Genomic DNA, 25,786 nt, shown 5'->3' with positions numbered 1-25,786 from the left:
AAACCCACCCTTGTGCGGCGGGGAACCTTCGCCTTGCTGCGGAAGCTTCAGAAATCCACGTCGGACCCCGCCATAGACCTCAGCTACTTGTCGGATGCCTGCATCCGCATAGCGCTGGAGCTTGGGCCAGAGGCCGTCGTGCAGCGCGCGCTGGCGGACATGTCCCCGGTGCGTAAGCCCTGACCACCTGTTGACTGGAGTTCACTCATGCACAGCGTCGCCCCGGTTTCCATCTCGGCATCCATCCTGCAGAGGAACAAGAAGGCCGCCGCCACCAGCTTTCTTCTGCTGCTTCTGCTGGCGCTGGCGGCCATGCCCAGCCATGCGCTGGACCTGATCGCGTTCACGGGCATCGCCGGACCGATGGTCAGCGCGCTCACCCAACTCGCGACGCTGGCGCCAGGCGTGAAGGCGCTTGTCGGCTTCGTCGGCTTCGTGGTCGCGCTGATCTCGCTTGCTGCACTCCGCAACTTTGCACCGGTGCTCTTCTATCTGGGACTGGCGATCTTCGGCGCGGTGGGATTGACCATCGCGGGAGCCATCATGGGAGCCACCATCTGACCGCGGCACCGGGCAGGCAACTTCAACGAGGAGATGGCGATGCAGTCTGATGCCTACATCCCGCGCCGGCTCGACGACGCGTGGAAGATTGGTCTTTGGGATGTCGACGTCGCCGTCCCTGCCCTCTTCGGCTTTTTCCTCGGCTGGATGTCAGGCACCAAGCTCGGCTTCGTGATCGCGGCCGGGCTGGGCCTGTACGTGAGCCGCTGGATCTCTCGCGTCAAGAGCGACAAGCACCCTGCTTACTTCCTGCACTGGGCGTATTGGTCTTTGCCGTCGAATCCGCTGACGGCACTGCGAGCCACGCCTCCATCTCACATTCGCCGCATGGTCGGCTGATCGCGCGCGAGGCCCGCCATGGACCCCAATGCCCGTACTGACGACGTTCGCATGCTGAAGAAGGACAAGCGCATGCTGGGCACAGCGCTTGTCGTCTGCGGTTTCGCGCTCATCCTGAGCCTGCTCATCATCCTGAAGTTGATTGGCAGCGAGCGGACCATCGTGGAGCCCCCTGACAACAACCGTACCTTCTGGGTCACCAGCTCGTCAGCTAGCCAGGAGTATCTGGAGCAGATGGCCGGGTACGTCGCGTGGCTCGTGCTCGACGTGTCGCCCAGCAGCATCGACTGGAAGAAGGAGACGCTGCTGAAGTATGTCGAGCCCGACATGCATGGCGAGTTCAAGACCGCCATGGAACTCGAAGCTCAGCGGCTGAGGAAAAACAACGCCGCAACGTCGTTCGAGATCAAGCAGTTCAACACGGATGAAGCGCAGCAGCTTGTGCTCGTGACGGGCCGGCTTCGTCGCCTGGTCAACGGCGTGGACGTCAGCGAACCGCGGATGGCCACCTTTCGCGCGCAGTTCCGTCTCAAGGGCGGGCGGGTTCACCTTCGTGTTTTCAAAGAGGTCGCAAATGTCCAATCGCAGCCTGCTCTCGGCGCTGTTGTTTCTGGTGCCGCTGCTCGGTAGCGCCGGCAGCGCGCTGGCGCTGCAAGAGAAGGACGTCTCGGATGGTGCCCGGGTCGAGGCGATCGTTTCGACGAAGGATCCGACCCGTATCCGCGTTGACGGTGCGCAGATCACTGTCGTGTTCGGGAACATTTACTCCAGCACGTGCGGCCCTGCCACACCGACGGCGACGCAGGGGGCGCCTGCCGCTGCGCCTGCAGTGAATCCCGCCGGCGAGGTGGTTCTGGAGTGCGATACCGACAAGGGCGAGGTGTACGTCCGGCCGGTTCCCGTCTTTTCCGGGCCTCCTGGCAAGGGAAGCGATCCGGCAGCTGGCAAGCCCATCAGTCTTTTCATTTCGACCAAGTACAGCACGTACACGTTGCTGCTGCACCGCTCCGACGTCCCCGCCGAAACCATCGTGCTGCGGGACAAGGGGGCCCAGGCCGCGGCGACCGAACGGGCAGAAGGTGGTTCAACTGGCAGACAGGCGCCACACGTAATGGGACTCAAGGCGATGCTGGTCGCCATGACGGCGCCACGGCTGCCCAACGACGTGCAGATGCAGTCCGTCAACCGTGAAGTTCCGTTGTGGGTCGAAGCGCGGTTCGTCCTCGAGAGGACGTACTCCCGCCGCGGCTATGTCGGCGAGCGTTACCGCCTCACCAACGTCAGCGGCAATGACATGGTGCTCGCTGAGCAGGAGTTTGATCGCGAGGGCGATGACGTCCTCGCGGTATCGGTCGAGAACCACAACCTGCGTCCAGGCGACAGCACGGCCGTCTACGTCATTCGTCGCGGGAGCTGAGCATGGCCAAATTCAAGGACTGGGCCAGACGTCGCTTCGATGCGCTGTCTCCGAAGGCCAGGCAGTGGCTGACCCTGGGCGGTCTCGCGGGCGTTTGCTTCGGGTGCTTGTGGCTGGTCTTCGCGAGCAGCTCCTCCACACGGCCCGCGCCGGCGCCCGACGCGGTCGCGGCCAACAGCAAGCCCACGAACCTCGATGTGATGACGCCGGGGTCGCAGGTCACCGATGCTGAGGCCTGGGCCGGCGGTGCTGGCCGGCGGGTCGCGGCGCTCGAAGCAGAAAATGACCGGCTCAAGGAGAAGGACCGGCGCAGGGATGAGGCCGAGGAACGGCTGACCAAGCGGCTGGCTGAACTCGAAACCAAGTTCGGCAATTCGCCGTCAATTTCTCCAGCGCCAGCGCCAGCGCCAGCGCCCGTGCCCCCAGCGCCAGCACCTGCTGCTCAGCCTGCGCCTGCTGCGCCTGCGCAGACATCCCCCGGCGTTTATCCGCCTGGCTCCCCAGGCGCGCCCGTGGGCGGCCCTGGGGGTGCGTTGCCGACGGCGTCCGCGCCGCCCGAGCCTCTTGTCCCGCCGGTCGTCAAGGTTTCGGTTGGGCGAGGTCTGGACGCTGCAGATAGCGCCGCGGCAGCGGCAAGCGCGGCGCCGGCGGCATCCGCACCGCAGAACAACCTGAGCAACTTCCTTCCGGTCAGCTTCACGCGTGGGCACTTGCTGAGCGGACTGGATGCACCCACGGGCGGCCAGGCGCAGAGCAATCCGCACCCGATCCTCATTCGCCTCTCCGACAACTCCGTGCTTCCCAACCGCTTCCGGGGCGAGTACCGGGAGTGCTTCGTCATCGCAGGTGGGTATGGGGAGATCAGTTCGGAGCGCGCGATGGTGAGGACGGCGTCCCTGTCCTGCGTCCGCGACGACGGCGGCGTGCTCGAAGTCAAGATCGAAGGGAACGTGATGGGGGAGGATGGCAAGTACGGAATCCGCGGCCGACTCGTGACGAAGCAAGGGCAGATGCTGGCCAACGCGCTGCGTGCGGGGATCGTCGGCGGCATCGGCCAGGGATTCGCGTCCGCCAACACCACCTACAGCACCTCCGCTTTGGGCGCGGTGGGAACGACGTCCGGATCTCAGGCCCTTCGAGCGGGTGTCGGCTCAGGCATCGGCCGCGCCATGGAAAGGCTCGCCGACTACTACATCCGACTCGCTGAGAACACTTTTCCCGTTATTGAAGTCGACGCGGGCCGGGAGGTCGATGTCGTCATCACCAAGGGCGTGCGCATTGACGCGCCACCTGTCAGGGCCAAGCCAACGTCGACAAGAGCAACAGCGAACGAGGAGCCGATTGACCGCTACACGAGGATGGCAAGCGATGAAGAGGAATGAGCATTTCGTCGTGCTGCTGGCCGCTGCGCTTTGCGCGCCTGCGGCATGGTCAGCACCGACCCCCGCTGAAACGCGGTTCATGGCCAAGCTCCAGCAGGCGCACCCTGGCACCAAGTTCACCGAGGTGAAGCAGAGCGTCGTTCCAGGCCTGTACGAGGTGTGGATGGGCGCCAACGTGGCGTTCGTGAACGAGAGAGATCCGCGGTACTTCATCTTCGGCCGGGTCATCGACACCGTGACGCTGACCGACCTGACCGGGCCGAAGCTCGCCGCAGCACAGCCGGTCGGCTCGCCCTCAGATGCGGTCCAGCCTGCAGCGGCGGCCGTTGCGATCGACAAGCTGCCACTTGGTGACGCCATCAAGACGGTGAAGGGCAACGGCAAGCGCTCGCTGTTCGTCTTCAGCGACCCCGCATGCCAGTTCTGCCGCCGCTTGGAGCCCGAGCTGGCCCAAATGAAGGACGTCACCATCTACACGTTTGTGGTTCCGTTCCTCGGTCGCGAGTTGCCCCAGGCGGTCCTGTGTGCCCAGGACCGCAGCCGTGCGTGGCAAGACTGGATGACCAAGGGCGACCGCAGCAGCCTGGCCTCCGCGGCGGCCCAGTGCGAGTCGCCTCTGGACCGCAACGCGAGTCTGGCACGCAGCCTTGGCGTGGCTGGTACCCCGACCGTGATCTACGCGGACGGTTCTCGTACCGAAGGCTACGCGCCCCAGGAGGAAATCGAGACCCGCGTTGCGTCAGCCAGTGGCCGCCAGGCCGTGGCGGCAACCGCATCACCAAGGGCTGCCAGGCCCGCTGCAACCGTGGAGGCCCGTCCATGAGCGCGCCGCGGCTGTTTCGTTCTCTTCTCTGGATCGGCGCCGCTGGTGTGGCTGCCAGCGGCTGCGGCAGCATCACCGGGCTTGACGGCACGTCGGAGTACGCCTGCAAGGCGCCCCCCGGTGTCCGGTGCGACTCCGTCTCGGGTACCTACTACAACGCCGTCAACGACAACCTGCCGGCGCAGCGCAAGCAGTCGGCTCCGGCCGGACAGGCTCCCGCTGACACGCAGCGCCGCAGCGCTCCTGCCCAGACGTTGCCAGCGACGGCGCCTTCCAGGACGGCCGCAATGATGCCGACCGTGGCGCCTGCAGTTCCCCCGACTGGATCACGTCCGGGCGAAATCACGCCCCTGCGCTCTGCCCCGCGCCAGCTGCGCCTGTGGATCAAGCCGTGGGAAGACGGTGAGCGGGATCTCAATGGCGAAAGCGTCGTGTACGTGCAGGTCGACAACGGTCGATGGCTGCTCGATGCGGCCCAGCGCTCGGCACGGGAGCCGTTCGCGCCAGCCCGTGCCCCTACAGCGACCGCTTCAGCTGCCGGCGCGCGCAATCGGTCCGCCCAGGCGGCTGGCGCTGTCAATCCCGCCTCGCAAGTCGCCCAGCCGAATGCCGGTGGCGCGAACGCTTCGCCGGTGTCCTCGGCGGGGCTGCCCGCAGCCCGGCTACTGCCTCCCGAAGAAGACGCGCGTCGCCTGCAGGACGCATTGCGCGCGCTGCGGCCGCAGCAGGCCCCTGGCCCGTCCGACTGAGCCTTCGCTGTACCTGGTCCTCTGTCCTGCAACTGGAGCTTCCGGCAATGCTTTCCCCGAACCGTCTTGGCTTCCTGACCCAAATCCTTCGCGGCAGTCCGAGCCTGGGGACCCTGCTCGGCCTCGAAACCGAAAACGACTCTCCTGCCGACAGGTTTGCGAGCTGGCTCCCTTACTACAGCTACTTCCCTCACGAGCAGCTGTTCGAGAACAAGAACGGGATCGGCTTCCTGCTGGAGGTCATGCCCCAGTCGGGCGCGGATGAACGCATGGTCGACGTGCTTCGCTCGTTCTATGCCGCGCTTCCGGCCGGCACGGGCGTGCAGTTCAGCCTGTTCGGCTCGCCCCATGTCCGCCCGATCCTGCGCGACTACGCGGCGATGCGCATGGAGGACCACGACCAATCCGAGAACGCGCGCGCGCGGGGCCGGCCGGTCCGCAACGAGAACCTGTTTCGCACGATGGCGCGGCGGCGCTTCCAGTTCCTCGCCGATGGAGCGCACCATTCGCTCACGAACGGGTTCCACTACTGCCTGCGCAATTTCCGGCTCATGGCGAGCGTCACCATGCAAGGCGACGCGCACAACTCCGCACGCCGCGAGGAGATCGTCTCGGTTCGCGAGGGGCTGGCGACTACTTTGCGCGCAGCGTCGCTGCCCAACCGCGTCTGTGATGCCAGGGACTTGATCAACTGGTGCCGGCCGTTCGTGAACCCAGACCTCATCACGAGCGCCGAGGTACCCGAGGTGAACTACGACCCTGGGCGGGAGATTCGTGATCAGATAGTTGATCACGACACCATTCAGGACCCGGAGGTGAGCGGCCTGAAGCTCTGGAAGCCTGATGGAAGCGATCCCTTGGAAGTTCGCTTCCTGTCTATCAAGAGCTTCCCGGAACGCTACTTCCTTTGGCAGATGGGCGCTCTCGCCGGCGATCTAATGCAGCCAGCGCTGCAGTACAACTGCCCGTTCCTGCTCACGATGGGTGTCCACATCCTCGACACCAACGGCACGCGGACGGCCGTGACCGCCAACAACATGCGCGCCACCCAGAATGCAGGCAGCAAGCTTGCGAACGTCATGCCCGACGTCGACAAGAAGGCGCGTGACTGGTCCGCTGCGGCAGAGGTCATCGACATGGGCGGGACCCTCGTCAGCCTCTACCACGAGCTGGCCCTTTTCGTTCACCCGTCAAAGGCCGTCCAGGCCCAGGAGGCAGCCAAGTCCATCTGGCGCGCCCGCGGGTTCGAGCTCAATCCGGACTCGTTTCAACATCGCCAGGCGTTGATAGCGAGCCTTCCGATGACGCTGTCGCCGAAGTTCCATGCCGACATGCGCAAGATGAAGCGCGTGTCACGCAAGACGGATGCGAACGCTGTTCACCTGGCACCGCTGCTCGCCGAGTGGAGGGGCACAAGGACACCGACTCTTATTCTTGGCGGACGGCGCGGCCAGCTCACGCCGTTTGACCTGTACGACAACGACTTGGGTAACCCAAGTGCGGGCGTCATCGGCGCTCCAGGCTCGGGAAAGTCAACGCTGCTCAACGAGTTCGCATGGTCCTATCGCGCCATAGGCGCCAAGGTGTGGATGTGTGACCTGGGCCGCAGTTTCGAGAAGCTGTGCCACAAGGCCGGAGGGCGCCACATCGAGTTCCGCCCTGATTCCCGCATCAACCTCAATCCGTTCAGCGTCGTCTCCGAGCCAGGCATCGGCGACGATGGCCAGCCCGAAGGCGGCATCGAGGAAGACATCGACATGCTCAAGCCGGCGCTGGCCAAGATGTGCTCGATGAGCAGCCCGCTGAGCGAGGTGCAGATCAAGGCACTCGGAACTCTGACCTTGCGGCTCTACCGAGAGTACGGCCGCGAGCTGACCATCACCGGCCTTCGCGATGCCTGCAAGAGCGGCACGATCGCCGACCTCGAGCTCAAGGATGACCAGCGCATCAGGGACTTGGCCATCATGCTGACGCCCTACTGCAAGGACGGCGAGTACGCACGGTTCTTCGAAGGGAAGAACAACGTCGACTTCGAAAACGATTTCATCGTCATCGAGAACGAGGAGCTCAAGCGCCGCCCTGAACTGCATGCGGTCGTCAACATCCTGCTGCTCTATCAGATCACCGGGATGATGTATCTCACTCGGGATCGCAAGAAGCTGCTCGTCATCGACGAGTTGAAGCAACAGCTTGGCGAGATCGGCGCGGACGATCCGATCAAGGCTGCTGTCGTCGAGGAGGCGGCACGCAGGGCACGCAAGTACGGCGGCGCGCTTGTCACGGCGACGCACTCGGCCGAGGACTATTTCGGCAGTAAGCAGATGGAGGCCGCCTTGGCCTGCTGCGACTGGATGTTCCTGCTGCGGCAGAAGGTCGAGTCGGTGGAGCTCCTGGCCCGGTCTGGGAAGGTCGCCATGGACGAGGCGAAGAAGCGCCTTGTCCAGTCGCTGCGCACAGAGCCTGGCGTGTTCGCCGAGTGCTATGTCTCGTCTCCAGTAGGAGAAGGTGTGGGGCGGATCATCCTCGATCCGTATAGCCATCTGCTGTTTTCCAACCGAATTGAGGACAACGCTCCCCTGGACGAACTCCGGCGTGCCGGCTACTCGATCGACGAGGCCATTACCGAACTGCTGCGTCGTCGAGGACACCGGGTATGAGGGCGCCTGTCATCCACGTGGCCATTTCGGTGGCTGTGATGTCCCTGGGCCTGCTGGCTTACGACCGTTTCGTGGTCAGGCCGTCCCGGCTCATCGGTGTTGTGGACGTGGGCGCCGTCTACCGGAGCAAGGAGTCGCAGTTCGCGCAGATGCTCAGCCGCAGCACCACGGACCAGGAACGTGATCAGGCCATGCAGCAAGCCACGCGGTTCTCGCGCCAGCTGCCAGAGGCGCTTGACGAGTTGCCGCAGGCCTGCGGGTGCCTGGTTGTCGTCAAGAGTGCGGTGGCTGGCCTGGCTCCCAACATGATTGACCTCACGCCGATGCTGGTGCGAAAGCTGGAGTCGGCAAAGTGAGAGCACGCGCCCCGGCGCTTCGCAGTCCCGTCGGCTTCGTCGCCTGGTGGCGTCGCGGCTTCGTCCTGTTGGCGTATGAGTTCCGCAGGCATCGCGTGGTGTGCGGGCTTGTCGCGCTGGTCTGGACCATGGCGCTTGTGCGGCTCTTCGTCGACAGCACGCCATGGCTGCCTGTGCTGTTCAATTGGACTGGCAGCCTCCCCTACCGGGTGGCGTACGTCGAATACGGGTCGCGTTCAATCAGCCGTGGCGACCTGGTCGTCTACTCGTTCACCGGCGAGGCGGGCAAGTCCGACTACCCGGGTCTGCGCAACCAACCCTTCTTCAAGATGGTTGCCGGGATGCCGGGGGACCGCGTTTCGGTCCGTGGCCGGGACGTGTTTGTCAATGGCGCCTTCGTGGGCACGGCCAAGACCCATGCGTTCGACCGACGGCCACTGGAGCCGATAGCGCCCACCGTCATTCCGCCTGGCTATTTCTACGTCATGGGCACCACGGCGGACAGCTTCGACAGCCGATACCGCAGCAGCGGGTTGGTGGACGCCCGATCCGTCATCGCCAAGGTGCGGCCGATTTTCTAGGAGGTGACGCCGTGATGCTCCGTGCCATTGTTCGCAGCCGAGCCCCTGCCTTCGCGCGCACGGCCACTGCAGGCCTGCTCTGCGCCTTTGCGGCATGCGCAGGCGCCCAAAGCGCTGCACCGATCGGCGGTGACGTTCCCATGAGCGAGTACCTGGCTCTCCTGAGCCAGGTCGCTCCGCCGGCGCGCGAGGGCGCCGAAGCGTACCTGTCGGCGTTCCAAGCCCGATGCGGCCGGCAGCTCAGCACGCTGGAGCTGCGGCGTGCGATGGCCGCGGGCACTGGGGATCCAACCTTGATGTCGATGATCCGCGCGGCGGCGACGCGTGATCAGTTGGCCATGCTGCGGTTGCGCTCTGCAGTGGCCTGCACTGGAGGCTGAACCGTGGCCACGCTTCGCACTGCCTGTGTCCTGGCCGCGGCCATCGGCTGCTCATCCGCCTTTGCGGTCACGCTGGGCACCATCGGGCCGGTCTACCCGATCTCCGAGCCGCACTTCCTGGAGCAGCTGCTTGCCAAGCTGCGTGACAAGGAGAAGACCGGGGAGCTGCGCCGCCTGGAGCAGGAAGCGCGCGAGAGGGCAACAGCGTCGGTCATGAATCCGCAGGCCGTCGAGGGCATCAAGGTAGTCCGCTTCCCGCGCACCTTCTATGTCGATCCGACGTTCACGCTGGACCACAACATCACCGACCAAAACGGGCGTGTTCTGTTTCCGGCTGGCACCCGCAAGAATCCGTTGGAGGTGGTGCCGCTGTCCAAGCAGCTTCTCTTTTTCGACGGGCGCGACAAGGCGCAGCAGGCGATCGCGCGAGACCTCATCACAAGGAACCGCGGGCGGATCAAACCCATCCTGGTCGGCGGCAGCTACATCGAGCTCATGCGCGCCTGGAAGATGCCCTTGTATTTCGACCAGCGCGGCACGTTGACGAGGCGTTTGGGCATCACCGGCGTGCCTGCTGTCGTTTCCCAGGAAGGCATGCGCCTTCGCATTGACGAAGTGGCGGTGACGCAGTGACCAGCATCCGCGTGCTCATCAGATCGCTGCTCCTGGTCGTGTTCTGGCTGGGGAGCCTGCCTTCACATGGTCAGTCGGCGCCTGCGCCGGCGCCCAGTGCCACGTGCCCTGGAAAGTTTCCGAACCCCATCACTGACATCTGCTGGTCCTGCATCCTACCGATCACGCTGGGCTCGATGACGCTCATGAACATCGGCAGCCAGGAGGACAACGGCGACAACCCGGCCAGTCCAGTCTGCAGCTGCGGCGTGAACCCAACGGTGGGGCTCTCGATCGGCTATTGGGAACCTGCACGCCTCGTCGAAGTGACCCGCAAGCCGTTCTGCATGCCGACGCTCGGCGGCGTGACCTTGGACCCGGGCATCTATGCGCCTCACGGGACCGTATTCACACCCAACGAAAGTGACGGTTCCGGTTCGACGTTCGCCCAAGCGCACTTCTACCTGAACCCGGTCCTGTACTGGCTCCAAGTGGTTGCGGACTTTCCTTGCTTGGAGCGGGGTTCTTTGGATCTCGTGTACCTGACCGAGGTTGACCCTCTCTGGAATGACGACGAGCTCACGCTGCTCCTGAACCCGGATGCGCTGCTGTTTGCGAATCCGATTGCGGTGGCTGCTTGTGCTGCCGATTGCGTTTCCGCGACGGCAGGCTTCGGACTGAAGTCACTTTTCTGGTGCGGTGGCTGTCAGGGGGGCATCTACCCGTTCGATGGCAACGTGCCGTATGCCATGGGAGGCCTGCGCAATGCCGAGCTGCTGGCTCACCGCTTGACGGCCAAGATGCACCGCGAACTCATCGCATGGGGATGGCACGGGCAGAGAGGCATGTGCGGACCGTACTTCGAGCCAGTGATGGACAAGACGGCATACAAGACGCAGCTCGTCTACCCGATTCCAACCACCGCATCGAACGGGCTGTCGTGCAACGGCGGCGACGCGCTGCAATCTACTTCAGGCATGTGCCGCAAGCCGGACGGCACGCTGTACAGCCCCATGGCTGTCGCCGGCGAAGGACGATGCTGCCGCCCGTTCGGCCGTACCACGGTGCTTTGGGGTGCCGGCAAGCAGTATCCAGTCCGCGGCGAAGACTTCTCCTTCATGTTGTTCCGCAAGCGCAATTGCTGCGTCGGGTTTTGAGGTGCACCATGCGCGTCTCCAAAATTGGCTCAACAGTGCTGGTGGGCGCCAGCCTCACCGCAGCGCTGGCACAGAGTGCAGCGCAGGTAACCCCTGCCGACATCGAGCGCGCCAGGCGTAGCCAGCCGACCATCACGCAACAGGACATCAACCGCGCCGTGCGACAGCACGGCATGCCCAATGCGGCGGACCTGGCAAAGATTCCACCGGCCGGCGTGCCCAACATCGGAGCCCTTCCAAGCCCAACGCCGTCGCAGGCTCGCCAACAGGTGGATCTGGGTGCCGTAGCCAAAGGCTTCGATGCCAGTGCCACTGCGCCGGCCACGCTCCTCCCAGGAGGAGGTTCGGCGCTGCTGGTGTTCATCAGCTTCTCGATGCCGGATGCCACGTTGGCACGGCTCGTGGAGCAGGCGACGAGGTCGAATGCCACCCTGGTTGTACGGGGCCTGATCTCGAACTCCTTGCAGCAGACGGCGCTGCGCGCACGACAGCTCATCGGCCCGCGAAAAGTCGGCTTCCAGCTTGACCCACAGGCGTTTGACCGATTCGGTGTGAACGTCGTACCAACGTTCGTCCTGCTGAAGGATGGCGCCGTGCCAGCGCCGTGCGCCGCGGGCACTTGCTATCCCAACGCCAGTTTCGCCGCGGTGTCAGGGGATGTCAGCGTCGACTATGCGCTGGAGCACATCAAACGGACCGCGCCGTCGTTTAGCAAGGAGGCCGGCGTTCTGCTTGCGGCCATGAAAGCGCGGCCATGAGAAGAGGCGTCCGTGCATTGGTCTGGGTGCTTGCAGCAACCCTCGCGCTGGGCAGGCCTGTCGCCTTTGCGCAATCGCCGTTCAATGACGGACTCGCTGCCGGAAACGCCGCCAACTCCAGCGCCCGCGGAACCGTCAATCCGGCCAACGCTGCAGCTGTCGTCCCGGGTTACACCGCCACTCCGCCTGAGGCCGCTCTGGCAGGCCGCCCCACGCTGGGCGCAGAGGCTCAAAGCCGGCTCGCCGCCTGCGCAGCGACCCCCGGCGACGTCAACTGCCAAGCGCTGCGCAACGCCGTGAACTCTGCCAATGCGCCAAGGCCCGCGCTCTCCTTGGGCAACCCTGGCGTTGCTGGCGCAGACCAGATCGCGCGCAATCCAGCTCTCGGTCTCGGCAACCTCGCCAGCTACTACAGCGGCTGCACTACTGGGAGTGCGACTACCCCCGCACGTACTGAAGTTCGCAGCTGCCTTCGCTACGAAGCAGGCAGCCCTGTGGGCTGCTCCAACCGGCTGAGCGTCGCAGTGGAACGCGGTTCCACCTGCGAGCCAGGTTCCTTCTTCTCATCCGCAGCCGCAGGCCCCTACCGGGTAGAGGCGCAGTGCCTCCCCGACCGAGACAACGGCCAGCAGCATTTCCGCCTGACGGAGAGCGGTCGGTTCATTGCCGAATTCGACCTCAATACAGGCAATACATCACCGATGCCCACGCTGGTCGGAAATGCCGGCGACGTCATCGGTCGACTATTTTTTAAAGGTGTTTTTGCCGCGAGTAACGGCTGCGTTGGTGGCACGTGCCAGGTGTCTATTTTTGTTGCTCCCTTGGTATATGGCGAATGCAGCAGATTTCCCAACGCCTTTGGCTGCGGCGACCGATACCCGTTTCGCCGGAACGGGACAAACACCGGCTGGGAAACCAATCCAAACTACCCGCCACAACTGCAGCGAATGGGCCTGGTTTACCAGCAACCTACCACCGCGCACGAAGAAATAGACACCTGGATAAATTCATGCCTCGCGAATGCCTCGGCTGGCAGATGCAAAGTGGTATCAGCCCCCGTTTGTGTCGACGGGCCGTCTACCAAAACGATTGATGGTGTGGCAGTAACGCGATCCTGTTGGGAATTCAGAAGCACAATGGACTGCGGTGAAGGGGGCGTTCAAGACCAGTGCTCAGCTCTGAACTCGCAAAGCTGCAGAAAAATTGGTGCCGAATGCCAAAGTAGAAATGCAGCGACCGGAATATGCGAGGTATACAAGGAGAGCTATTCCTGTGATCTTCCGGCTCAAACCGTTACCACCGCGAGCAACTGTCCTTCTGACGTGTTTTGTCTCGGCGGAAACTGCTTCAACATTGCATCTGTTGCCGATGCAGACTTCGCACGCGCAATGACTTATATGGAAGCTGCGCGCCATGGCGGCGTCTATCTGGATCCGGCACGTATGGAAGTATTTCAGGGCGAAGCGGGCAGCTGCCGCAATCGTCTATTCACCAACTGCTGCAAGAAAGACAACAGTGGCAAAGGACTGACAAATCAGTCCGCGTTCGGTGTGGGAACAAAACTCGTTTACGACGTGTTGATGAAGGCCGAAAACCGGGAATTCGTCTACTACGGACTGAAGGCCTTGCTGGGAAGCGCAGGTTTTAGCGGCAGCTTTACCTCTTACGGAATCACGATTGCTGTCAACGGAACCGCCATCCCGGCCGGCTCTACCGTCGTGTACTCCTCATCCGCCGCGGCGGGCCAAGGTGTCGTGATTGCGTTCGACCCATGGTCGCTGGCGCTGGCCGTGGTCGTATTCGTCGTCCTCTCGATGATGTCTTGCAACGAAGAGGAGGGCCGCATGGCGCTACAGGAGGGTGCCGGTCTCTGTCATGAAATTGGAACTTACTGCTCCTCCTGTATTCGAGTTTTTGGCAAATGCGTCTCCTGCATTGAACGCACGACGGGAAAATGCTGCTTTAACTCGATGCTGGCCCGAATAATCAATGAACAAGGCCGAGCTCAAATCGGAAAGGGATGGGGGTCTGCCCAAAGCCCAGAATGCAGTGGCTTTACCGTTGAGCAGCTCCAAGCCCTTAATTTTGGCGCGATGGATTTCAGCGAGTTTTACGCTTCCATCTCGCCAACCATGCCGGACATCAATGCCCTGCGTTCGCAGAACGCCGGAAAGGTAACGTCTTGCTATTACGGGGCAGGCAAATGCGCAACTCCATGAATTCTATGGCGGTCCTTACAGTATCCGCGGCTCTTGTTGCTGGAGCAGGGGGCAACAACGTGAGCGCCGCACCGCCACTGGCCGTCGAAAATCTGCGATCGCTGCTGGTCGCCGCTATCGACTCACCGACCGGGGAGGCATCGGCCGAACTCTCCGGTGAGATGATTTCCGCTATCTCCGCCCGATTCAAGGCGTCCAGCCCGCTCAAGGCACAAGTCACGACCCTCCGCCGACTCAAGCAGCCAGGCTGCAGCCGGCTCAACGTACGGCTATCCCAGGACGGAATACAGCTTCCCGGTGCTCCGTCGCCTCAGCCGAGGACGCTGGATATCGGGATGAATTATTGCCGGGATGGCTCTGCGCCGGTGAGTGCTGAGTAAAGGTGCGGACCATGTATCGCAAAATCATTGCAGTTATTGTCTCGACTCTTACGGTGGCCGCTGGACCAGTCGCCGCTCAGCGTGCCTCGGACCCAGCGTCGCCTGCATCCCGTTCGATCACAGACAGCCTCCCTAATTCGAATCAATCATTCCTGGATGACATCCGACGCGGTTGGCATTTTTTCAACGATCCTGAGCCGGAGGTCGATGAACCGAAGGAACGTGCGAAACCTGCTCCACGTGCCTCCTTTCAAACAAAAGACGCTGACACAGAGGACCTGCGCCGGTTCGACGCAATGCAAAAGGAACTGGAGCGGTATAGAAAAATTGCAGTCTTGAATCCTACCGACAACAATGTCCGCAGGTATATGGAAATGGAGAATCGGGTCTACCGGATGGCGGGACGGTTTTCTGAAGTCACCCAGCGGGTTGCTTGGTCGACGCCTGAGTTGGATATGTCGTTGCAAGGCCGCCCAATCAACGCACGGGCAATCGATGTGTTCGACAAAGTTCAGGCCGGGCAGCGCCAGGAAGCTGTAGCGGCATTGGCCAAGAGCCATGTCATGTTTTTCTTTTTCAGGAGCGATTGTCCCTACTGCCATGCCTTCTCACCAACTTTACGGGCCTTTGAGGCCAAGTCCGGTATCAAGGTAGTGCCTGTAAGTCTGGATGGCGGGGGGTTGCCTGTTTATCCGGAACCACGACGCGACAACGGCATCGCCACGACGCTGCAAGTGACCCAGGTCCCCGCCCTCTATTTGGCCGAGCCTGCATCGGGAAAAATCACTCCGATCGGATTTGGAATACTTTCGGAGTCGCAGTTGATAGAAAGGATTTCGACCGTCTCTGCGCCTGGTGCAGAAGCAACCTTGCCCTCGGCGACGCGACGGATCCGGCTGCAGTGAGGAGGACGGTGTCAAACATCCCGGCCTGAAGGCCGAGGCTTGTGGGGTTAGCGCCTTGCACGCTTGAGTTTGACCAGACCTAGCGCTCACAAGGCGCTACGTTGCACAGAAGACAGCAAGACCCACCCTGGCGTGCTGCCTCAGCGCCAGGCCCTGGAAGTCGCCGCTGCAGACTCGGTTCGGGTAACCACGAAACGGGCGGCGACCGGAGCGCAAGCTCCACCTGCTGGGCAACATGGTCGAGGGGAGACTGCTCGCAAGAGCAGCGTCACAAGGCCCGTAAGGGCGACTTTGAAGGAGAAGACCCTTGGCGGTTTTCGTGTTGGACAGGCAAGGCAAGCCACTTATGCCTTGCGGCGAGAAGCGGGCGCGGCTGCTGCTCGAGCGCGGCCGTGCGCGCGTGCACCGGCGCGTGCCTTTCGTCATCCGCCTAGTGGACCGGGTGGTAGAGGATTGCACGCTGCAGCCGCTGCGCCTGAAGCTCGACCCCGGCAGCAAGGCCACCGGGCTGGCGCTGGTGCGCGACACCGCGCACGTGGACACCGAGACCGGCGAGATTCAGCGCGGCGCCACAGTGCTCAACCTGTTCGAGTTGGTGCATCGTGGTCGGCAGATTTCCGAGGCACTGACCGCGCGGCGGCAGATGCGTCGCCGCCGGCGTGGCGCCAACCTGCGCTACCGTGCGCCGCGCTTCCTGAACCGCACGCGCCCTGAGGGCTGGCTGGCACCCTCGCTGCAGCATCGCGTGGACACCACGCAGACCTGGGTGGCGCGCATCCGGCGCTGGGCGCCCGTGGCGGCGCTGAGCTCCGAGCTGGTGCGCTTCGACATGCGGGCGCTCGACAACCCCGACATCGAGGGCGCGCAATACCAGCAAGGAACCTTGGCCGGCTACGAGCTGCGCGAGTACCTGCTGGTGAAGTGGGGCCGCACGTGCGCCTACTGCGACTGCGCCGGCGTGCCGCTGCAGGTCGAGCACATCGTGGCTCGTGCCCGCGGCGGCAGCAATCGCACCTCGAACCTTACGCTGGCGTGCGCCAGGTGCAACACCGCCAAGGCCGCGCGCGACGTGCGCGAGTTCTTGGCGAAAGACCCGGCGCGGCTGGCGCGCATCCTCGCGCAGGCCAAGCGCCCGCTGAAGGACGCTGCAGCCGTCAATGCCACGCGCTGGGCGCTGGCTGAATCACTCAAGGCCACCGGGCTGCCGCTGGAGTTGGCCTCGGGCGGGCGCACGAAGTTCAACCGCAGCCGGCTCGGCGTGCCGAAGGCGCACGCGCTCGATGCCGCATGCGTGGGCGGCCTGGAACGCATCAAGGCTTGGCGCCGGCCGACGCTGCAGGTCACGTGCACGGGCCGCGGCAGCTACCAGCGCACGCGGCTGACCGCGCACGGCTTCCCGCGCGGCTACCTTATGCGGACCAAGCAGGTGCAGGGCTTCTCAACCGGGGACTACGTGCGTGCCGACGTGCCCAAGGGCGTCAAGGCCGGAAGCTATACCGGTCGCGTGGCCGTGCGCGCCAGCGGCAGCTTCAACCTCCAGACCGGCTCGGCAGTCGTCCAAGGCATCTCGCACCGCTATTGCGAGATGCTGCAACGCGCCGACGGCTATGGCTACTCAAGGATGGCAACTCACAAAGGAGATGCGGGAGAGGGCGTGCTGGGCACGCCGCGCTATCCCTCCCCGGCCTGAAGGCCGAGTTTCTCGCGCAAACTGATGAAGCTCCACTCCTATTTCCGCAAAACTGTGTCTCTCGGGGCAGCCGCATCTTTGGCACTTGCCCCTTTGCAACTCAGAGCAGGAAACCTTGATGCCGAAGTAAATGATATGTTCAATTCACTTGGCGCAGTCGGCAACTACAGCGCACCAGGTGCGTTCAAAGGACAGACCTATAACACGTTCACCGGAGGTAGCCTTTATATGCGATCTCCCAATCGAACGTACCAACTTCTCGCCATGAACTATCCGACCGCGAAAGCGGGATGTGGAGGCATCGACCTTTTTGGTGGAAGTATGTCTGCGATTTCGGCAGACGAGTTCAAGGCGATGCTGCAAAACATTACCTCTGCTCTGCCAGGTATTGCGTTTCAAGTTGCGCTGGACGCAGTTTCTCCTTTGCTTGGTGGTATAACAAAATGGGCTAAGAGCCTGGAGTCCTGGATAAATAACGCTAGGATCAACTCATGCGAGACAGCGAGTTCGCTTGTGTCCAACGCGATGGAAGCTGGTGGAGTAAGTGCGACGGATATGTGCGCAAAGATCGCTGTTTCGACTGGATTGGAGCCCGACATAAATAAGGCGAAGCAGCGTTGCAGAAGCGATAGAGCGGGAATTTTAAAAAATGCCCGCGAGAGCGGTGACCCGTCGCAAGATATCGCACCGTTTGTCGGAAACATGACGTGGGCAGCGCTTCAAAAAGTTCCGAATCTAGACGATCCTGCACGTGAGATCGCGATGAGCATCATCGGAACCTATATCTACTATCCTGAGGAGGAAAGCAAGCAGCGGGCTGCATTCGGGCCTGCGATTAAAGATATCGGTTCGTTATTGGACGGTCAACAAGACGCAGGTGCCGGAAAAATACGAATTCAGATGTTGAAGTGCAATAACTACACTGCTTGCGATCAAGTGCAGTATCAGGACGTTGACCATACGCCGCTTACCGCCCGAGTTGAATCTCTAATGAAGCAGCTTGCGAATCATATTCGCGATAGGGCCGCATATGGGCCTACCGACGGCCCATTAATAAGCTTTGTTAATCAAACGTCTATTCCGGTTTGGCGAATGCTCGCAGTTGGCGGCACCATGCCAAATTCTGATTTGAATGATGTCCTCATTCAAAACTACAAACATGTGGTCGCTTCCGATTATGCCTTGGTGTTGTTGAAGCGTTTTGCTTCTGTCGGTTTGAATGCATTGCTTCAGAATCCAAGGCTCACTGCTGAGCAACGAATAGATGCTGCGCAATTGCGAACCGACTTACAACAGTTTATGAACTTGCTTCATCAAGATCAGGCGGTGAAGTATCAAAAACTTGCTTCCGTATCGCAAGTTGCCTCGGACATTGAACGCTTGGATCGAACTTTGCGGATGAGTATGTCCTCTCATATTACTGACATGCTCCGGCAGTCATATCTTGGACCGCGTTAATAGTATTTTGCCAAATGGAGGTTGACTATGTGGGAAATCTACGCCTACCACAATAGCGACGCATTGGCTGGGATATTTAATGCGATAGCCGCTATCGTAGGCTCTGGGAGCTTCGCAGGAACGATCGCGGCTGTTGCCGTATGTGGCTTCATCGCAGCGATGATTGCTTATATGTTTGCCCCAGAGAAGCTTCAGGGTTGGAAATGGATTGGAGGAGTTGTTCTCATCTACGGCATTCTCATTGTACCGCGTGCGCAAGTTGCCATAGTTGACAAGACAGGTGGCTCAGCAGTACGAGTAGTCGACAACGTTCCGTTTGGTGCGGCGGCTCTCGGCGGCCTTACCAGCACGGTGGGACATGTTCTGACAGATTTGTTTGAAACTGCTTTTCAAACAATTCCTGGCCCCGGAGCTCTTCCAGCTGAACTTGCTTATCAGCAGAACGGCATGATGTTTGGAAGTCGGCTAATTCAAGCCACTAGGCAAGTTGGGTTTTCGGACCCTTATCACAGGACTGATCTTCTGAATTTCATTGAAAACTGCACAGTGTACGACTTGGAAGATCGGTCGATTAGCCCCGCTGATTTCGTGAAGGCGGACAATATTTGGGAGTTGATGGCTAGTACAAATCCGGCAAGATTCACTACTGTATCTGATGCATCCGGCGTGGTAACTAAGCCGTGCGATGAAGCGTATGTAATCTTAGATATGCGTATGCCGGCGCAGATTAATAATCTGCTTGATATTTTGGCGGGAAAAGTGCACCCGACGCTTGCCAACGCTGCGGCCAAGGCCGCTTTGCTTGATTCAATACCACAAGCCTATATAAGGTCCCTCACCACCACTGCTGCATCTGGCGCAACTGATATCCTGCGTCAAAATGCGTTGATCAATGCAATCAACGATTCTGCAGAACTTCGTTGCCAAAGAATCGATAGCCCAAGTTGCATGATGATGGCTACCGGTAGATCCACTGCAGTTGCGTCTCAAAACGCTGCATGGATTAATGGGGCAAAAATTTCTGAGCAAGCGTTGCCAATTGTCCGGAATGCAGCCGAAGCGTTGACATATGCAGTTTTTCCAATCGTAGTATTGCTGTTGTTTCTGACCAGCGGTCGAAGCACGATTGTCGTGCTCAGTGGGTATCTCGCGGTCTTGATTTCAATTCAATTGTGGCCTCCCCTGTTTGCTGTTCTGAACTATATGGCTTCAATTTACACTCAGTTTGATCAGGCCGCTGCGTCTGATATCGGGGGAGGCCTTAAATCGTTGTCGCTTTCTACGGCCAACGGAATTTATGGGACGGCGATTTCTGCTCAGGCGGTTGTGTCTTATTTAATCATCGCCATACCACCTCTTTCCTATGCTCTGGCGAACCGCCTAGTGAATTTCGGAGCTACTTTGACCGGAGGGCTAACAGGCCTTCAATCGACTATCGGCAACACTTCTTCCGGCGCTGCAACAGGGAACATTTCGATGGGTAATGTTTCAATGGATCAGCGAAACGTTTCCCCCATGACCTCCAGTCCGTTCGTACGCAAAGAGCAGGATATGTTTGGCAATTGGCACACGCACGACGGTGCTGGGCGCACAGCGATTTCGTTCTTGCGCAACGAGGGTATTGCCAGTCTCCAAGTATCAGGTAAGGTGACGGCTGCTGATGTTGAGTCCGCAAATAAGGCCGTGTCCGCTGCAAAATCTGAAACAATCTCGGCAAGCCAGTCGCAGGCTGCTGTTTTGAGTCAAATTTTCACTAAAGGGCGTTCTGACTCAAGTTTGAATCAGCACGGTATATCCCAGAGTTTTTCTTCGACTGAAGAAACGGCTCGAGCGTTTGAGCAGATGGGGTCGCAGGTCCAGCGTATCAGCCAGGCTACAGGCGTTAGCCAAAGTCAAGTTGCAGGCACCTTGCTGAAATTCCAGATGATGCCTGACTTCTTCGGTATGGGCGGAGGTGCTGGGGTGAGTAAAACTAATAGCGCTGCGCTTACGGATGAAGAGCGAAAAATTAAGGACGCGGCTAATTCAGAAACCTATAAGGCCGTGTCTGGGTACAGCGACCAAGTTAAAAAGGACAATAGCTTCCTGTCGTCATTGGCTTCTCAGAGTCAAACTGGGAGGTCCTTGGTGTCTGCTTTGCAGAGCTCCACGGCTCAAATCCATGCTGCAGATAGGAAGTACCAAGAGGCGGTAACTAGGGCTGAGGAATTTCGCCGCGCACACGAGGTGGGGATTGAGGCCAGGTATGACATTACTGCCGATCCAATGAATGTGGAACGCCTGTCGGCGACACAAGAGGCCGTAAGTCGGTTTGGTGGAAATCCTCAGGCAATCGCCAGTTATTATTCATCCATGATGGGGAATATTTCGCTTTCTCCCTCCCGTGTAACTGGCGGCACTGCGTTGCCTAATAGTTTTGGCGATGTTCGTTCCGTGTTTGAAGCCCAAGCTAGAGATCGGGCGGTTGGTTCAAGTGTTTCTAGCGCAAAGGCGGCGAATGATCGCTCTGTAGGAGGTGGCAGGTCGGTGAATACGGAGCAGACTGGTCCGTTTTATTCAGATCCATCGCCATTGCCAAGTGATGTGATTTCCGGTAGTCGTCCGTCGCGAAGTGAGTTGCACAGAGGTGCTGTGGACAAAGGCGCTGCGATCACCGGTCAAAACGGGGCTGCCATTGGTCAATTTGAAAGCAAAAATGGTGTTATCACAGACTCGACAGGCAATATAAGGAGCGAACGTTCACTTGTGCAGAAATCTATGCGTGCGACAAGTCAAGACATCGTTGATGTTCCTAAAGCGGTCCTTAATTCTGGTAGAGAGATACTTCAAGAGCAAAAGGAAAGGTTTGAGAAAAATGCCGGGAACGGTATGACGGCAAGTGAACTTATGGAGATGCAAAGGTCTGGTAAACCATTGGATCGAGGCGGTTCTAGTCGCTGATTTGATAAGGTCTCTTGACTGCGCCGACGCTACAGTTGGTCAATGGGAAAATGCACAGGGTTTGATTTCCTGATCGTGTGGTCCGAGTTGGGCATTGGGATTTTTGAGTCAATGGCTCTAGCCCACACGAGCGCGAATATAACTATGACCGCAAACCAAAAGATGCCGCTAAAAAGAGCAATTTCTACGTCTTTGTCCTGGGCATAAGAGTATGTGCTAATCACGGCTCCAATAACTACGCCACCCGCGACTATGGATAAATTTCGTTTGTTCATAACTGGACCCTACCGGTTGGTTGCCCTTTGCTGGAGACTATGCTGCTCGCCCCTGTTGGCTCCCGTGGCAGCTTGACAGGTTGGGAGGGGTTCTCAAGCCGACTGAGTCATTGCACTGTTCAGAACGCAGTGTTTCTCTACTCTCAAGGAGGCAAGCATGATGCTAGCTCTGTTGCGCCGCGTTTCACTTGTTGTGTTTTGTGCGACTCCGGCCGCGTCCTATGCAGTGGCCTTCTGGGGTAGTAAGGCCACCGATGCGTCGGTTTGTGACTTAGCGCCAGCCACTTCTTCCAGAGTAAGTCAGAAGGTTTTAATTCCTGCTGATACGGATGTTAGGGAGGCGGCAGAAGCCTATTTTAGGGTTGCTGCTTCGTTCGTCGCCACCAATTGTCGTAATGGTCAACTATTGATATTGCAGGGCCGGCAGGACTTGCCGTTTGATGGTATCTACCTGCAGAATCTTGCCAATATGGCTTGCTTGGCGGCGACTGTGCAAAGGAGCTCAATTGCAGCGAGCAGTTCAACTCGTGATAGCAGCGGGTTTGAGCTTCGTTGTGTGATTTCTAAACACTCATCATTAGCGGCTGATCTCCAAGAGCGAGAGCGTGTCGAGAGTTCTCCGGTGTTGTTTCGCAGAATCCAGAAACGAGCTGTGGGGTCGTCCGATTCAAGTGAAGAATCGCGTAACTCGGACACTGGGAGCAGAGATTGTGGACGTTTTACGTTGGGGAGCTTAGTCCTTGGAGGCTCAAATTCAAGATGTAGGTAATGCTGCGCCTGCTATGTGAATTTGAAATGTAATATCAACTGGAGTTGTGTCATGACGACAAGCGAAACGTCGGATGGGAATTTACCTTTGTCGTCCCAGGGCCCAGCTAAGCCAAGGCAAACAGGTGAGAGTTCATCGCAACAGCAGCTTCTGTTGGAGCTTATCAGGGAAATGCGTGGGCAGCGCGAGTCGTTCGAGCAGGCGCAAAATCTTGCTTCAGCCGAGCGGCGCTCTGAACGACGGTGGAAAACCGCTTTCCAATTGCTTGTCTTTGGTGTCCCCGTACTTCTCGGCATTTTCTATTTTTTATTCTTTCTTAGTTCTACTGGGTTTCAGTGGGGACCGTTTGGAAAAGCTGTTGGCGTGGTTCGTATCGAAGGTCCCATTGCATCAGGTGAACGTGCGTCCGCAGATAACATAATTCCCTTGTTAGAGAAGGCATTTTCTAATTCCAGCGTTGAGGCCGTGGTGTTGTCTATAGACAGTCCTGGTGGAGCGCCGGTTGAGTCGGAACGTATATATACAGCCATCGGGTTCTATAAGAAGCAGTATCCGAAGCCTATTGTTGCCGTGGTCAACAATTTGGGGGCTAGTGCGGCATATTTGGTTGCTCTTCACGCTGACCGTATCGTGGCAGGCAAGTATTCACTGGTTGGATCCATCGGGGCAGTTATCGCTCCTTGGCAGTTGGATAAGGCAATTGCTAAGCTGGATATCTCACAGCGCGTCTACGCGTCCGGCAAGCTTAAGGCGTTTTTGAACCCATTTACGCCGGTTTCACCTGAGGTTGACGCAAAGGCGCAGATGCTCGTTGACCAGACTGCTGCTGTCTTTGTAAATGAGGTGAAATCCCGTCGTGCATCTCAACTCAAGCCTGGCGTCAACATCGCGACTGGCGAGGTTTGGCCTGGGCCAGAAGCTTTATCGGTTGGACTTGTGGACGAAATTGGGACGTTGGATGAATTCATCCGAACAAACTACAAGGCCGGCATTTACGATTTCGGTCCAAATGCGAGTTCAACGGGTTTCCTTGGCCGGGCGGTTCAGGATGCTGTTGTTGCTGTTTTGGAACGGGTAGCGTTGCGCTCTGGTGAGGTGCAATTGCGGTAGCTGGTGCGCTACATGGTGGGCAGAGGGGGCTGGGTCGACACGCCGGCAGGGCGGCGGCGCCACCAGTCCAGCGCCGCGTCGCGCACCTCCCGCCGCGCGGCGTAGCAGCCGCAAGCGCCTCCGCCAGCTCTTCCACCAAGCAACCGTCGGTCACGATTTCGTGCACCACCAGCAGCAGCACGTGGTCGTCGCCCGCCAGCCGCTACAGCGGCGCGCGCTGCAGGGCGAAGGGAAGCTGCGCGGCCTCGGCCTCTTGGCTGCGCGCCTTCTCCAGGAGCTGAGCAAGCGCCAGCACCTCGCTACCTCGCGCGGGCGTGGCGCCATGGCCATGGCCGCCGCGGGCGCTGGCGTGCCGGCCGCGCAGGCACATAGAGCCAGCAGCGGGGCCTTGTGCTCGCGCATTTCCTCCAGCAGCGCAGGACTCAGCGCGCGGCGCGGCGCCTGGAAGCGCAGCCGCCTTTAACCTGCCACAACCGCACGCCCGACTGCTGAAGTTGAGCCGCCAACTCTCCTACTTCAAGTGTCACAGGCTGCCCTCCTCCGCATGCGTCGCGGTCTCGCGACCCTCCCGCACGGCCCAGCGCATGGCGGCTACCTGCAGTGCCAGCGCCCTCATGGAGGGCGCCTTGTACAGCACCCGCGCGTTTAGCGGCAGTTGCATCGCCTGGCGCAGGCGCGCAGTCCCTCCACGCCAATTCCTCGCGCCACAGCGCCGCGATGGCGGTCTCGCTGTCGCCGGCCGGCGCCACGAACTCGCCTAGCCCTGCGGCCGCGCCGGCGCCCGGGACGCGCGCGGCAAAGCGCGCCTGTGCGCCACGCGGCATGCCGGTTTCCTCCCAGTGATCCCTGCCTATGGAGAAGACTTGGCCCAGCTCCGCGCCCGCCGCGGCGGCCTGCTGCGCCCACGCGTCCTGGAAGGCGCAGGCCGCCGTGTACGCGGACTGCCTCGCGTCGCCCCTAACAGCGCGGCGAGCGAGGAGCACAGCGCGACGTACTCCATCGGCTCGCCGCGCAGCAGCGCCGCCAGGTGCAGCGTGCCGTCCGCCTTGGCCGCGAACTGCGCCTTCGCGTGCTCGCGCTCGACCAGAGGATGACCCGCCCGTCGGCCAGGCCGGCGGCGTGCACCACGCCGTGCAGCGCTCCCAAGCGCGCGCACCGTCGCCAGCGCTGAGTGCAACGAATGCGCGTCGGCCACTTTCGCGCGCACGCACAGCACCTGCGCGCCGGCGCGGCGCAGCTGCTCCACGTCGCCCGCAGCCGGCACGCCGCGCCACAGCAGCGCCAGCCGCGCGTCCGGCGCCACGTCCTCCAGCCATTGGGCGATGGACAGGCCTACGCCGCCCCCGCCGCCTGCGACGAGGTAGGTCCCGCCCGCACGCGGCAGCGGTGCGGCCGGCTGCGGCAGTCACAGGGGCTTCAGCCCAAGCACCCAGCGTCGCCCGCCGCGGTAGGTGACAAGCTGCGCGTGGCCGCCGGCCGCGGCGTCGGCCACCAGGAGCTCCACGTGGCGCTGCAGCCGCTGCCGCGGCGCGGCCAGCTCGACGTCCAGGCTGCTGCAGGGCAGCCGCGCGTATTCCTGCGGGATCACCGTCACTGGGCCCAACAGCAGCGCCTTGGCCGTGTCCTGGCCGCCCTCGCCGGCCACGTCGTGCAGCCTGTTCGACACCACCGCCAAGTGGCAGGGCGCTGCCTTGGCCGCCTCGACCAGGGCCTGCGCCGGCGCCAACAGGCTGTGGAAGCCGCGCTCGCGCGCCTCGGCCTGCGTGGCGTCGGCGGCCTGCGCGGTCACGTTCCACAGGTGCAGCACCACCTGCGGCGGCGCCTGCCCGTCGGCGCGCAGCGCGGCCAGCACCTGCGCGTGGTCGGCGCGCGAGCCCGCGCGCACGGCGAAGAAGGCGTCGGCGGCCAGCCGCTCGAAGCCCGCCGCCGCGTGCACCCGCGTCACGCGCACGCCCGGCGCGTGCAGCCGGGTGGCCAGCGCGGCGCCCAAGCCGCAGTCGTCCTGCAGACAGCAGCAGCCAGTGCTCGCCAGCGGCCGGCGCGGCGGACGTGGTCCGCGTGCGCCGCCTGGCGCCCACGTGGAACAGCGACTCGTCCCCGCCGCGCGGGGCGAGGTCCTGCGCCAGCGCGGCGGTGGCGGCTTGCGGTTCCTGCGCCCGCCGCCCGTCCGTGGGCAGCGACGCCAGGGCTGTGCGCAGTGCCTACCGGCGGGGCTGGTGCCGCACCAGCGTGAACATGGAATTTCGCTGACGGCCTGCGTTCTCGCCG

25 protein-coding genes are annotated in these 25,786 nt (G+C 61.2%); 21 read left to right on the top strand and 4 right to left on the bottom strand.

The window, feature by feature from the left end; translation table 11 throughout:
- Positions 1-33 precede the first annotated feature (33 nt).
- The 21 genes from SM757_RS00595 (at position 34) to SM757_RS00495 (ending at position 23,518) form a co-directional block, all read left to right on the top strand.
- Positions 34-183: a hypothetical protein gene (locus tag SM757_RS00595; protein WP_322464154.1), complete on the top strand. Its 150-nt coding sequence runs from the start codon at positions 34-36 to the stop codon at positions 181-183.
- 24 nt (positions 184-207) lie between these two features.
- A complete protein-coding gene (locus SM757_RS00590; RefSeq protein WP_232539857.1) occupies positions 208-561 on the top strand; it encodes a hypothetical protein in 354 nt (117 codons plus the stop codon).
- 39 nt (positions 562-600) lie between these two features.
- A complete protein-coding gene (gene traL, locus SM757_RS00585) occupies positions 601-900 on the top strand; it encodes a type IV conjugative transfer system protein TraL (protein ID WP_157263913.1) in 300 nt (99 codons plus the stop codon).
- A gap of 18 nt (positions 901-918) precedes the next feature.
- On the top strand, positions 919-1,530 hold the full coding sequence (gene traE / locus SM757_RS00580; protein ID WP_322464153.1) for a type IV conjugative transfer system protein TraE: 612 nt from the start codon (positions 919-921) through the stop codon (positions 1,528-1,530).
- Positions 1,475-2,317 (top strand): type-F conjugative transfer system secretin TraK, encoded by an 843-nt coding sequence (locus SM757_RS00575; RefSeq protein ID WP_322464152.1) that lies wholly within the window; start codon positions 1,475-1,477, stop codon positions 2,315-2,317. The genes traE and SM757_RS00575 overlap by 56 nt, the downstream gene beginning before the upstream one ends.
- A 2-nt stretch (positions 2,318-2,319) precedes the next feature.
- Positions 2,320-3,699 carry a TraB/VirB10 family protein gene (locus SM757_RS00570; RefSeq protein WP_322464151.1) on the top strand — a complete coding sequence of 460 codons (1,380 nt, stop codon included), beginning with the start codon at positions 2,320-2,322 and terminating at the stop codon, positions 3,697-3,699.
- Positions 3,686-4,522 carry a DsbC family protein gene (locus SM757_RS00565; RefSeq protein ID WP_322464150.1) on the top strand — a complete coding sequence of 279 codons (837 nt, stop codon included), beginning with the start codon at positions 3,686-3,688 and terminating at the stop codon, positions 4,520-4,522. Before SM757_RS00570 ends, SM757_RS00565 begins: the two co-directional genes overlap by 14 nt.
- Positions 4,519-5,271 (top strand): TraV family lipoprotein, encoded by a 753-nt coding sequence (locus tag SM757_RS00560; RefSeq protein ID WP_322464149.1) that lies wholly within the window; start codon positions 4,519-4,521, stop codon positions 5,269-5,271. The genes SM757_RS00565 and SM757_RS00560 overlap by 4 nt, the downstream gene beginning before the upstream one ends.
- A gap of 47 nt (positions 5,272-5,318) precedes the next feature.
- A complete protein-coding gene (traC, locus tag SM757_RS00555) occupies positions 5,319-7,928 on the top strand; it encodes a type IV secretion system protein TraC (RefSeq protein WP_322464148.1) in 2,610 nt (869 codons plus the stop codon).
- Complete coding sequence (locus SM757_RS00550; RefSeq protein WP_157263899.1) at positions 7,925-8,284, top strand: hypothetical protein; 360 nt, start codon at positions 7,925-7,927, stop codon at positions 8,282-8,284. The genes traC and SM757_RS00550 overlap by 4 nt, the downstream gene beginning before the upstream one ends.
- The gene (gene traF / locus SM757_RS00545) at positions 8,281-8,865 is read left to right on the top strand and encodes a conjugative transfer signal peptidase TraF (RefSeq protein WP_322464147.1); all 585 of its coding nucleotides are present in this window, start codon (positions 8,281-8,283) and stop codon (positions 8,863-8,865) included. Before SM757_RS00550 ends, traF begins: the two co-directional genes overlap by 4 nt.
- A 140-nt stretch (positions 8,866-9,005) precedes the next feature.
- A complete protein-coding gene (locus tag SM757_RS00540) occupies positions 9,006-9,245 on the top strand; it encodes a hypothetical protein (protein ID WP_157263897.1) in 240 nt (79 codons plus the stop codon).
- Positions 9,246-9,248: 3 nt separating this feature from the next.
- Entirely contained in the window at positions 9,249-9,878 is a 630-nt protein-coding gene (gene traW, locus SM757_RS00535) for a type-F conjugative transfer system protein TraW (RefSeq protein ID WP_322464146.1), read from the top strand.
- 38 nt (positions 9,879-9,916) lie between these two features.
- Positions 9,917-11,014 carry a TraU family protein gene (locus SM757_RS00530; protein WP_407655728.1) on the top strand — a complete coding sequence of 366 codons (1,098 nt, stop codon included), beginning with the start codon at positions 9,917-9,919 and terminating at the stop codon, positions 11,012-11,014.
- An 8-nt stretch (positions 11,015-11,022) separates the two neighbouring features.
- Positions 11,023-11,772: a type-F conjugative transfer system pilin assembly protein TrbC gene (trbC, locus tag SM757_RS00525; RefSeq protein WP_322464145.1), complete on the top strand. Its 750-nt coding sequence runs from the start codon at positions 11,023-11,025 to the stop codon at positions 11,770-11,772.
- On the top strand, positions 11,769-13,991 hold the full coding sequence (locus SM757_RS00520) for a conjugal transfer protein TraN (RefSeq protein ID WP_322464144.1): 2,223 nt from the start codon (positions 11,769-11,771) through the stop codon (positions 13,989-13,991). Before trbC ends, SM757_RS00520 begins: the two co-directional genes overlap by 4 nt.
- 391 nt (positions 13,992-14,382) lie before the next feature.
- Positions 14,383-15,276 (top strand): conjugal transfer protein TraF, encoded by an 894-nt coding sequence (locus tag SM757_RS00515; RefSeq protein WP_322464143.1) that lies wholly within the window; start codon positions 14,383-14,385, stop codon positions 15,274-15,276.
- Between the two features lie 307 nt (positions 15,277-15,583).
- The gene (gene iscB / locus SM757_RS00510; RefSeq protein WP_322464142.1) at positions 15,584-16,966 is read left to right on the top strand and encodes an RNA-guided endonuclease IscB; all 1,383 of its coding nucleotides are present in this window, start codon (positions 15,584-15,586) and stop codon (positions 16,964-16,966) included.
- 24 nt (positions 16,967-16,990) lie between these two features.
- Positions 16,991-18,424 carry a conjugal transfer protein TraH gene (locus tag SM757_RS00505; RefSeq protein ID WP_322464141.1) on the top strand — a complete coding sequence of 478 codons (1,434 nt, stop codon included), beginning with the start codon at positions 16,991-16,993 and terminating at the stop codon, positions 18,422-18,424.
- 27 nt (positions 18,425-18,451) lie between these two features.
- The gene (locus SM757_RS00500) at positions 18,452-21,364 is read left to right on the top strand and encodes a conjugal transfer protein TraG N-terminal domain-containing protein (RefSeq protein WP_322464140.1); all 2,913 of its coding nucleotides are present in this window, start codon (positions 18,452-18,454) and stop codon (positions 21,362-21,364) included.
- A 1,095-nt stretch (positions 21,365-22,459) separates the two neighbouring features.
- Positions 22,460-23,518 (top strand): S49 family peptidase, encoded by a 1,059-nt coding sequence (locus SM757_RS00495; RefSeq protein ID WP_322464139.1) that lies wholly within the window; start codon positions 22,460-22,462, stop codon positions 23,516-23,518.
- A gap of 202 nt (positions 23,519-23,720) precedes the next feature.
- Here the strand turns inward: SM757_RS00495 and SM757_RS00490 are convergent, their stop codons facing one another.
- The 4 genes from SM757_RS00490 to SM757_RS00475 all read right to left on the bottom strand — a co-directional run bounded on the left by SM757_RS00490 (position 23,721) and on the right by SM757_RS00475 (position 25,508).
- Positions 23,721-23,888 (bottom strand): hypothetical protein, encoded by a 168-nt coding sequence (locus SM757_RS00490; RefSeq protein WP_322464138.1) that lies wholly within the window; start codon positions 23,886-23,888, stop codon positions 23,721-23,723.
- A gap of 153 nt (positions 23,889-24,041) precedes the next feature.
- Positions 24,042-24,179: a hypothetical protein gene (locus SM757_RS00485; protein ID WP_322464137.1), complete on the bottom strand. Its 138-nt coding sequence runs from the start codon at positions 24,177-24,179 to the stop codon at positions 24,042-24,044.
- A gap of 189 nt (positions 24,180-24,368) precedes the next feature.
- Positions 24,369-24,830: a KR domain-containing protein gene (locus SM757_RS00480; protein WP_322464203.1), complete on the bottom strand. Its 462-nt coding sequence runs from the start codon at positions 24,828-24,830 to the stop codon at positions 24,369-24,371.
- 93 nt (positions 24,831-24,923) lie between these two features.
- A complete protein-coding gene (locus SM757_RS00475; RefSeq protein WP_322464136.1) occupies positions 24,924-25,508 on the bottom strand; it encodes a Rossmann-fold NAD(P)-binding domain-containing protein in 585 nt (194 codons plus the stop codon).
- Positions 25,509-25,786: the final 278 nt, after the last annotated feature.

The sequence above is a fragment of the Azohydromonas lata genome, from assembly GCF_034427735.1.
Taxonomy (GTDB): domain Bacteria; phylum Pseudomonadota; class Gammaproteobacteria; order Burkholderiales; family Burkholderiaceae_C; genus Azohydromonas; species Azohydromonas lata.
Note: the sequence above shows the minus strand (reverse complement) of the source record. Positions and strands in the feature narration are given on the sequence as shown.

Bases quoted from the DNA above. Each gene is read 5' to 3' on its own strand.
- SM757_RS00590 (WP_232539857.1), top strand. From the start codon at position 208: ATGCACAGCGTCGCCCCGGTTTCCATCTCGGCATCCATCCTGCAGAGG.
- traL (WP_157263913.1), top strand. From the start codon at position 601: ATGCAGTCTGATGCCTACATCCCGCGCCGGCTCGACGACGCGTGGAAG.
- traE (WP_322464153.1), top strand. From the start codon at position 919: ATGGACCCCAATGCCCGTACTGACGACGTTCGCATGCTGAAGAAGGAC.
- SM757_RS00575 (WP_322464152.1), top strand. From the start codon at position 1,475: ATGTCCAATCGCAGCCTGCTCTCGGCGCTGTTGTTTCTGGTGCCGCTG.
- SM757_RS00570 (WP_322464151.1), top strand. From the start codon at position 2,320: ATGGCCAAATTCAAGGACTGGGCCAGACGTCGCTTCGATGCGCTGTCT.
- SM757_RS00565 (WP_322464150.1), top strand. From the start codon at position 3,686: ATGAAGAGGAATGAGCATTTCGTCGTGCTGCTGGCCGCTGCGCTTTGC.
- SM757_RS00560 (WP_322464149.1), top strand. From the start codon at position 4,519: ATGAGCGCGCCGCGGCTGTTTCGTTCTCTTCTCTGGATCGGCGCCGCT.
- traC (WP_322464148.1), top strand. From the start codon at position 5,319: ATGCTTTCCCCGAACCGTCTTGGCTTCCTGACCCAAATCCTTCGCGGC.
- SM757_RS00550 (WP_157263899.1), top strand. From the start codon at position 7,925: ATGAGGGCGCCTGTCATCCACGTGGCCATTTCGGTGGCTGTGATGTCC.
- SM757_RS00540 (WP_157263897.1), top strand. From the start codon at position 9,006: ATGAGCGAGTACCTGGCTCTCCTGAGCCAGGTCGCTCCGCCGGCGCGC.
- trbC (WP_322464145.1), top strand. From the start codon at position 11,023: ATGCGCGTCTCCAAAATTGGCTCAACAGTGCTGGTGGGCGCCAGCCTC.
- SM757_RS00520 (WP_322464144.1), top strand. From the start codon at position 11,769: ATGAGAAGAGGCGTCCGTGCATTGGTCTGGGTGCTTGCAGCAACCCTC.
- SM757_RS00515 (WP_322464143.1), top strand. From the start codon at position 14,383: ATGTATCGCAAAATCATTGCAGTTATTGTCTCGACTCTTACGGTGGCC.
- SM757_RS00505 (WP_322464141.1), top strand. From the start codon at position 16,991: ATGAAGCTCCACTCCTATTTCCGCAAAACTGTGTCTCTCGGGGCAGCC.
- SM757_RS00500 (WP_322464140.1), top strand. From the start codon at position 18,452: ATGTGGGAAATCTACGCCTACCACAATAGCGACGCATTGGCTGGGATA.
- SM757_RS00495 (WP_322464139.1), top strand. From the start codon at position 22,460: ATGACGACAAGCGAAACGTCGGATGGGAATTTACCTTTGTCGTCCCAG.
- SM757_RS00490 (WP_322464138.1), bottom strand. From the start codon at position 23,888: ATGTGCCTGCGCGGCCGGCACGCCAGCGCCCGCGGCGGCCATGGCCAT.
- SM757_RS00485 (WP_322464137.1), bottom strand. From the start codon at position 24,179: ATGCAACTGCCGCTAAACGCGCGGGTGCTGTACAAGGCGCCCTCCATG.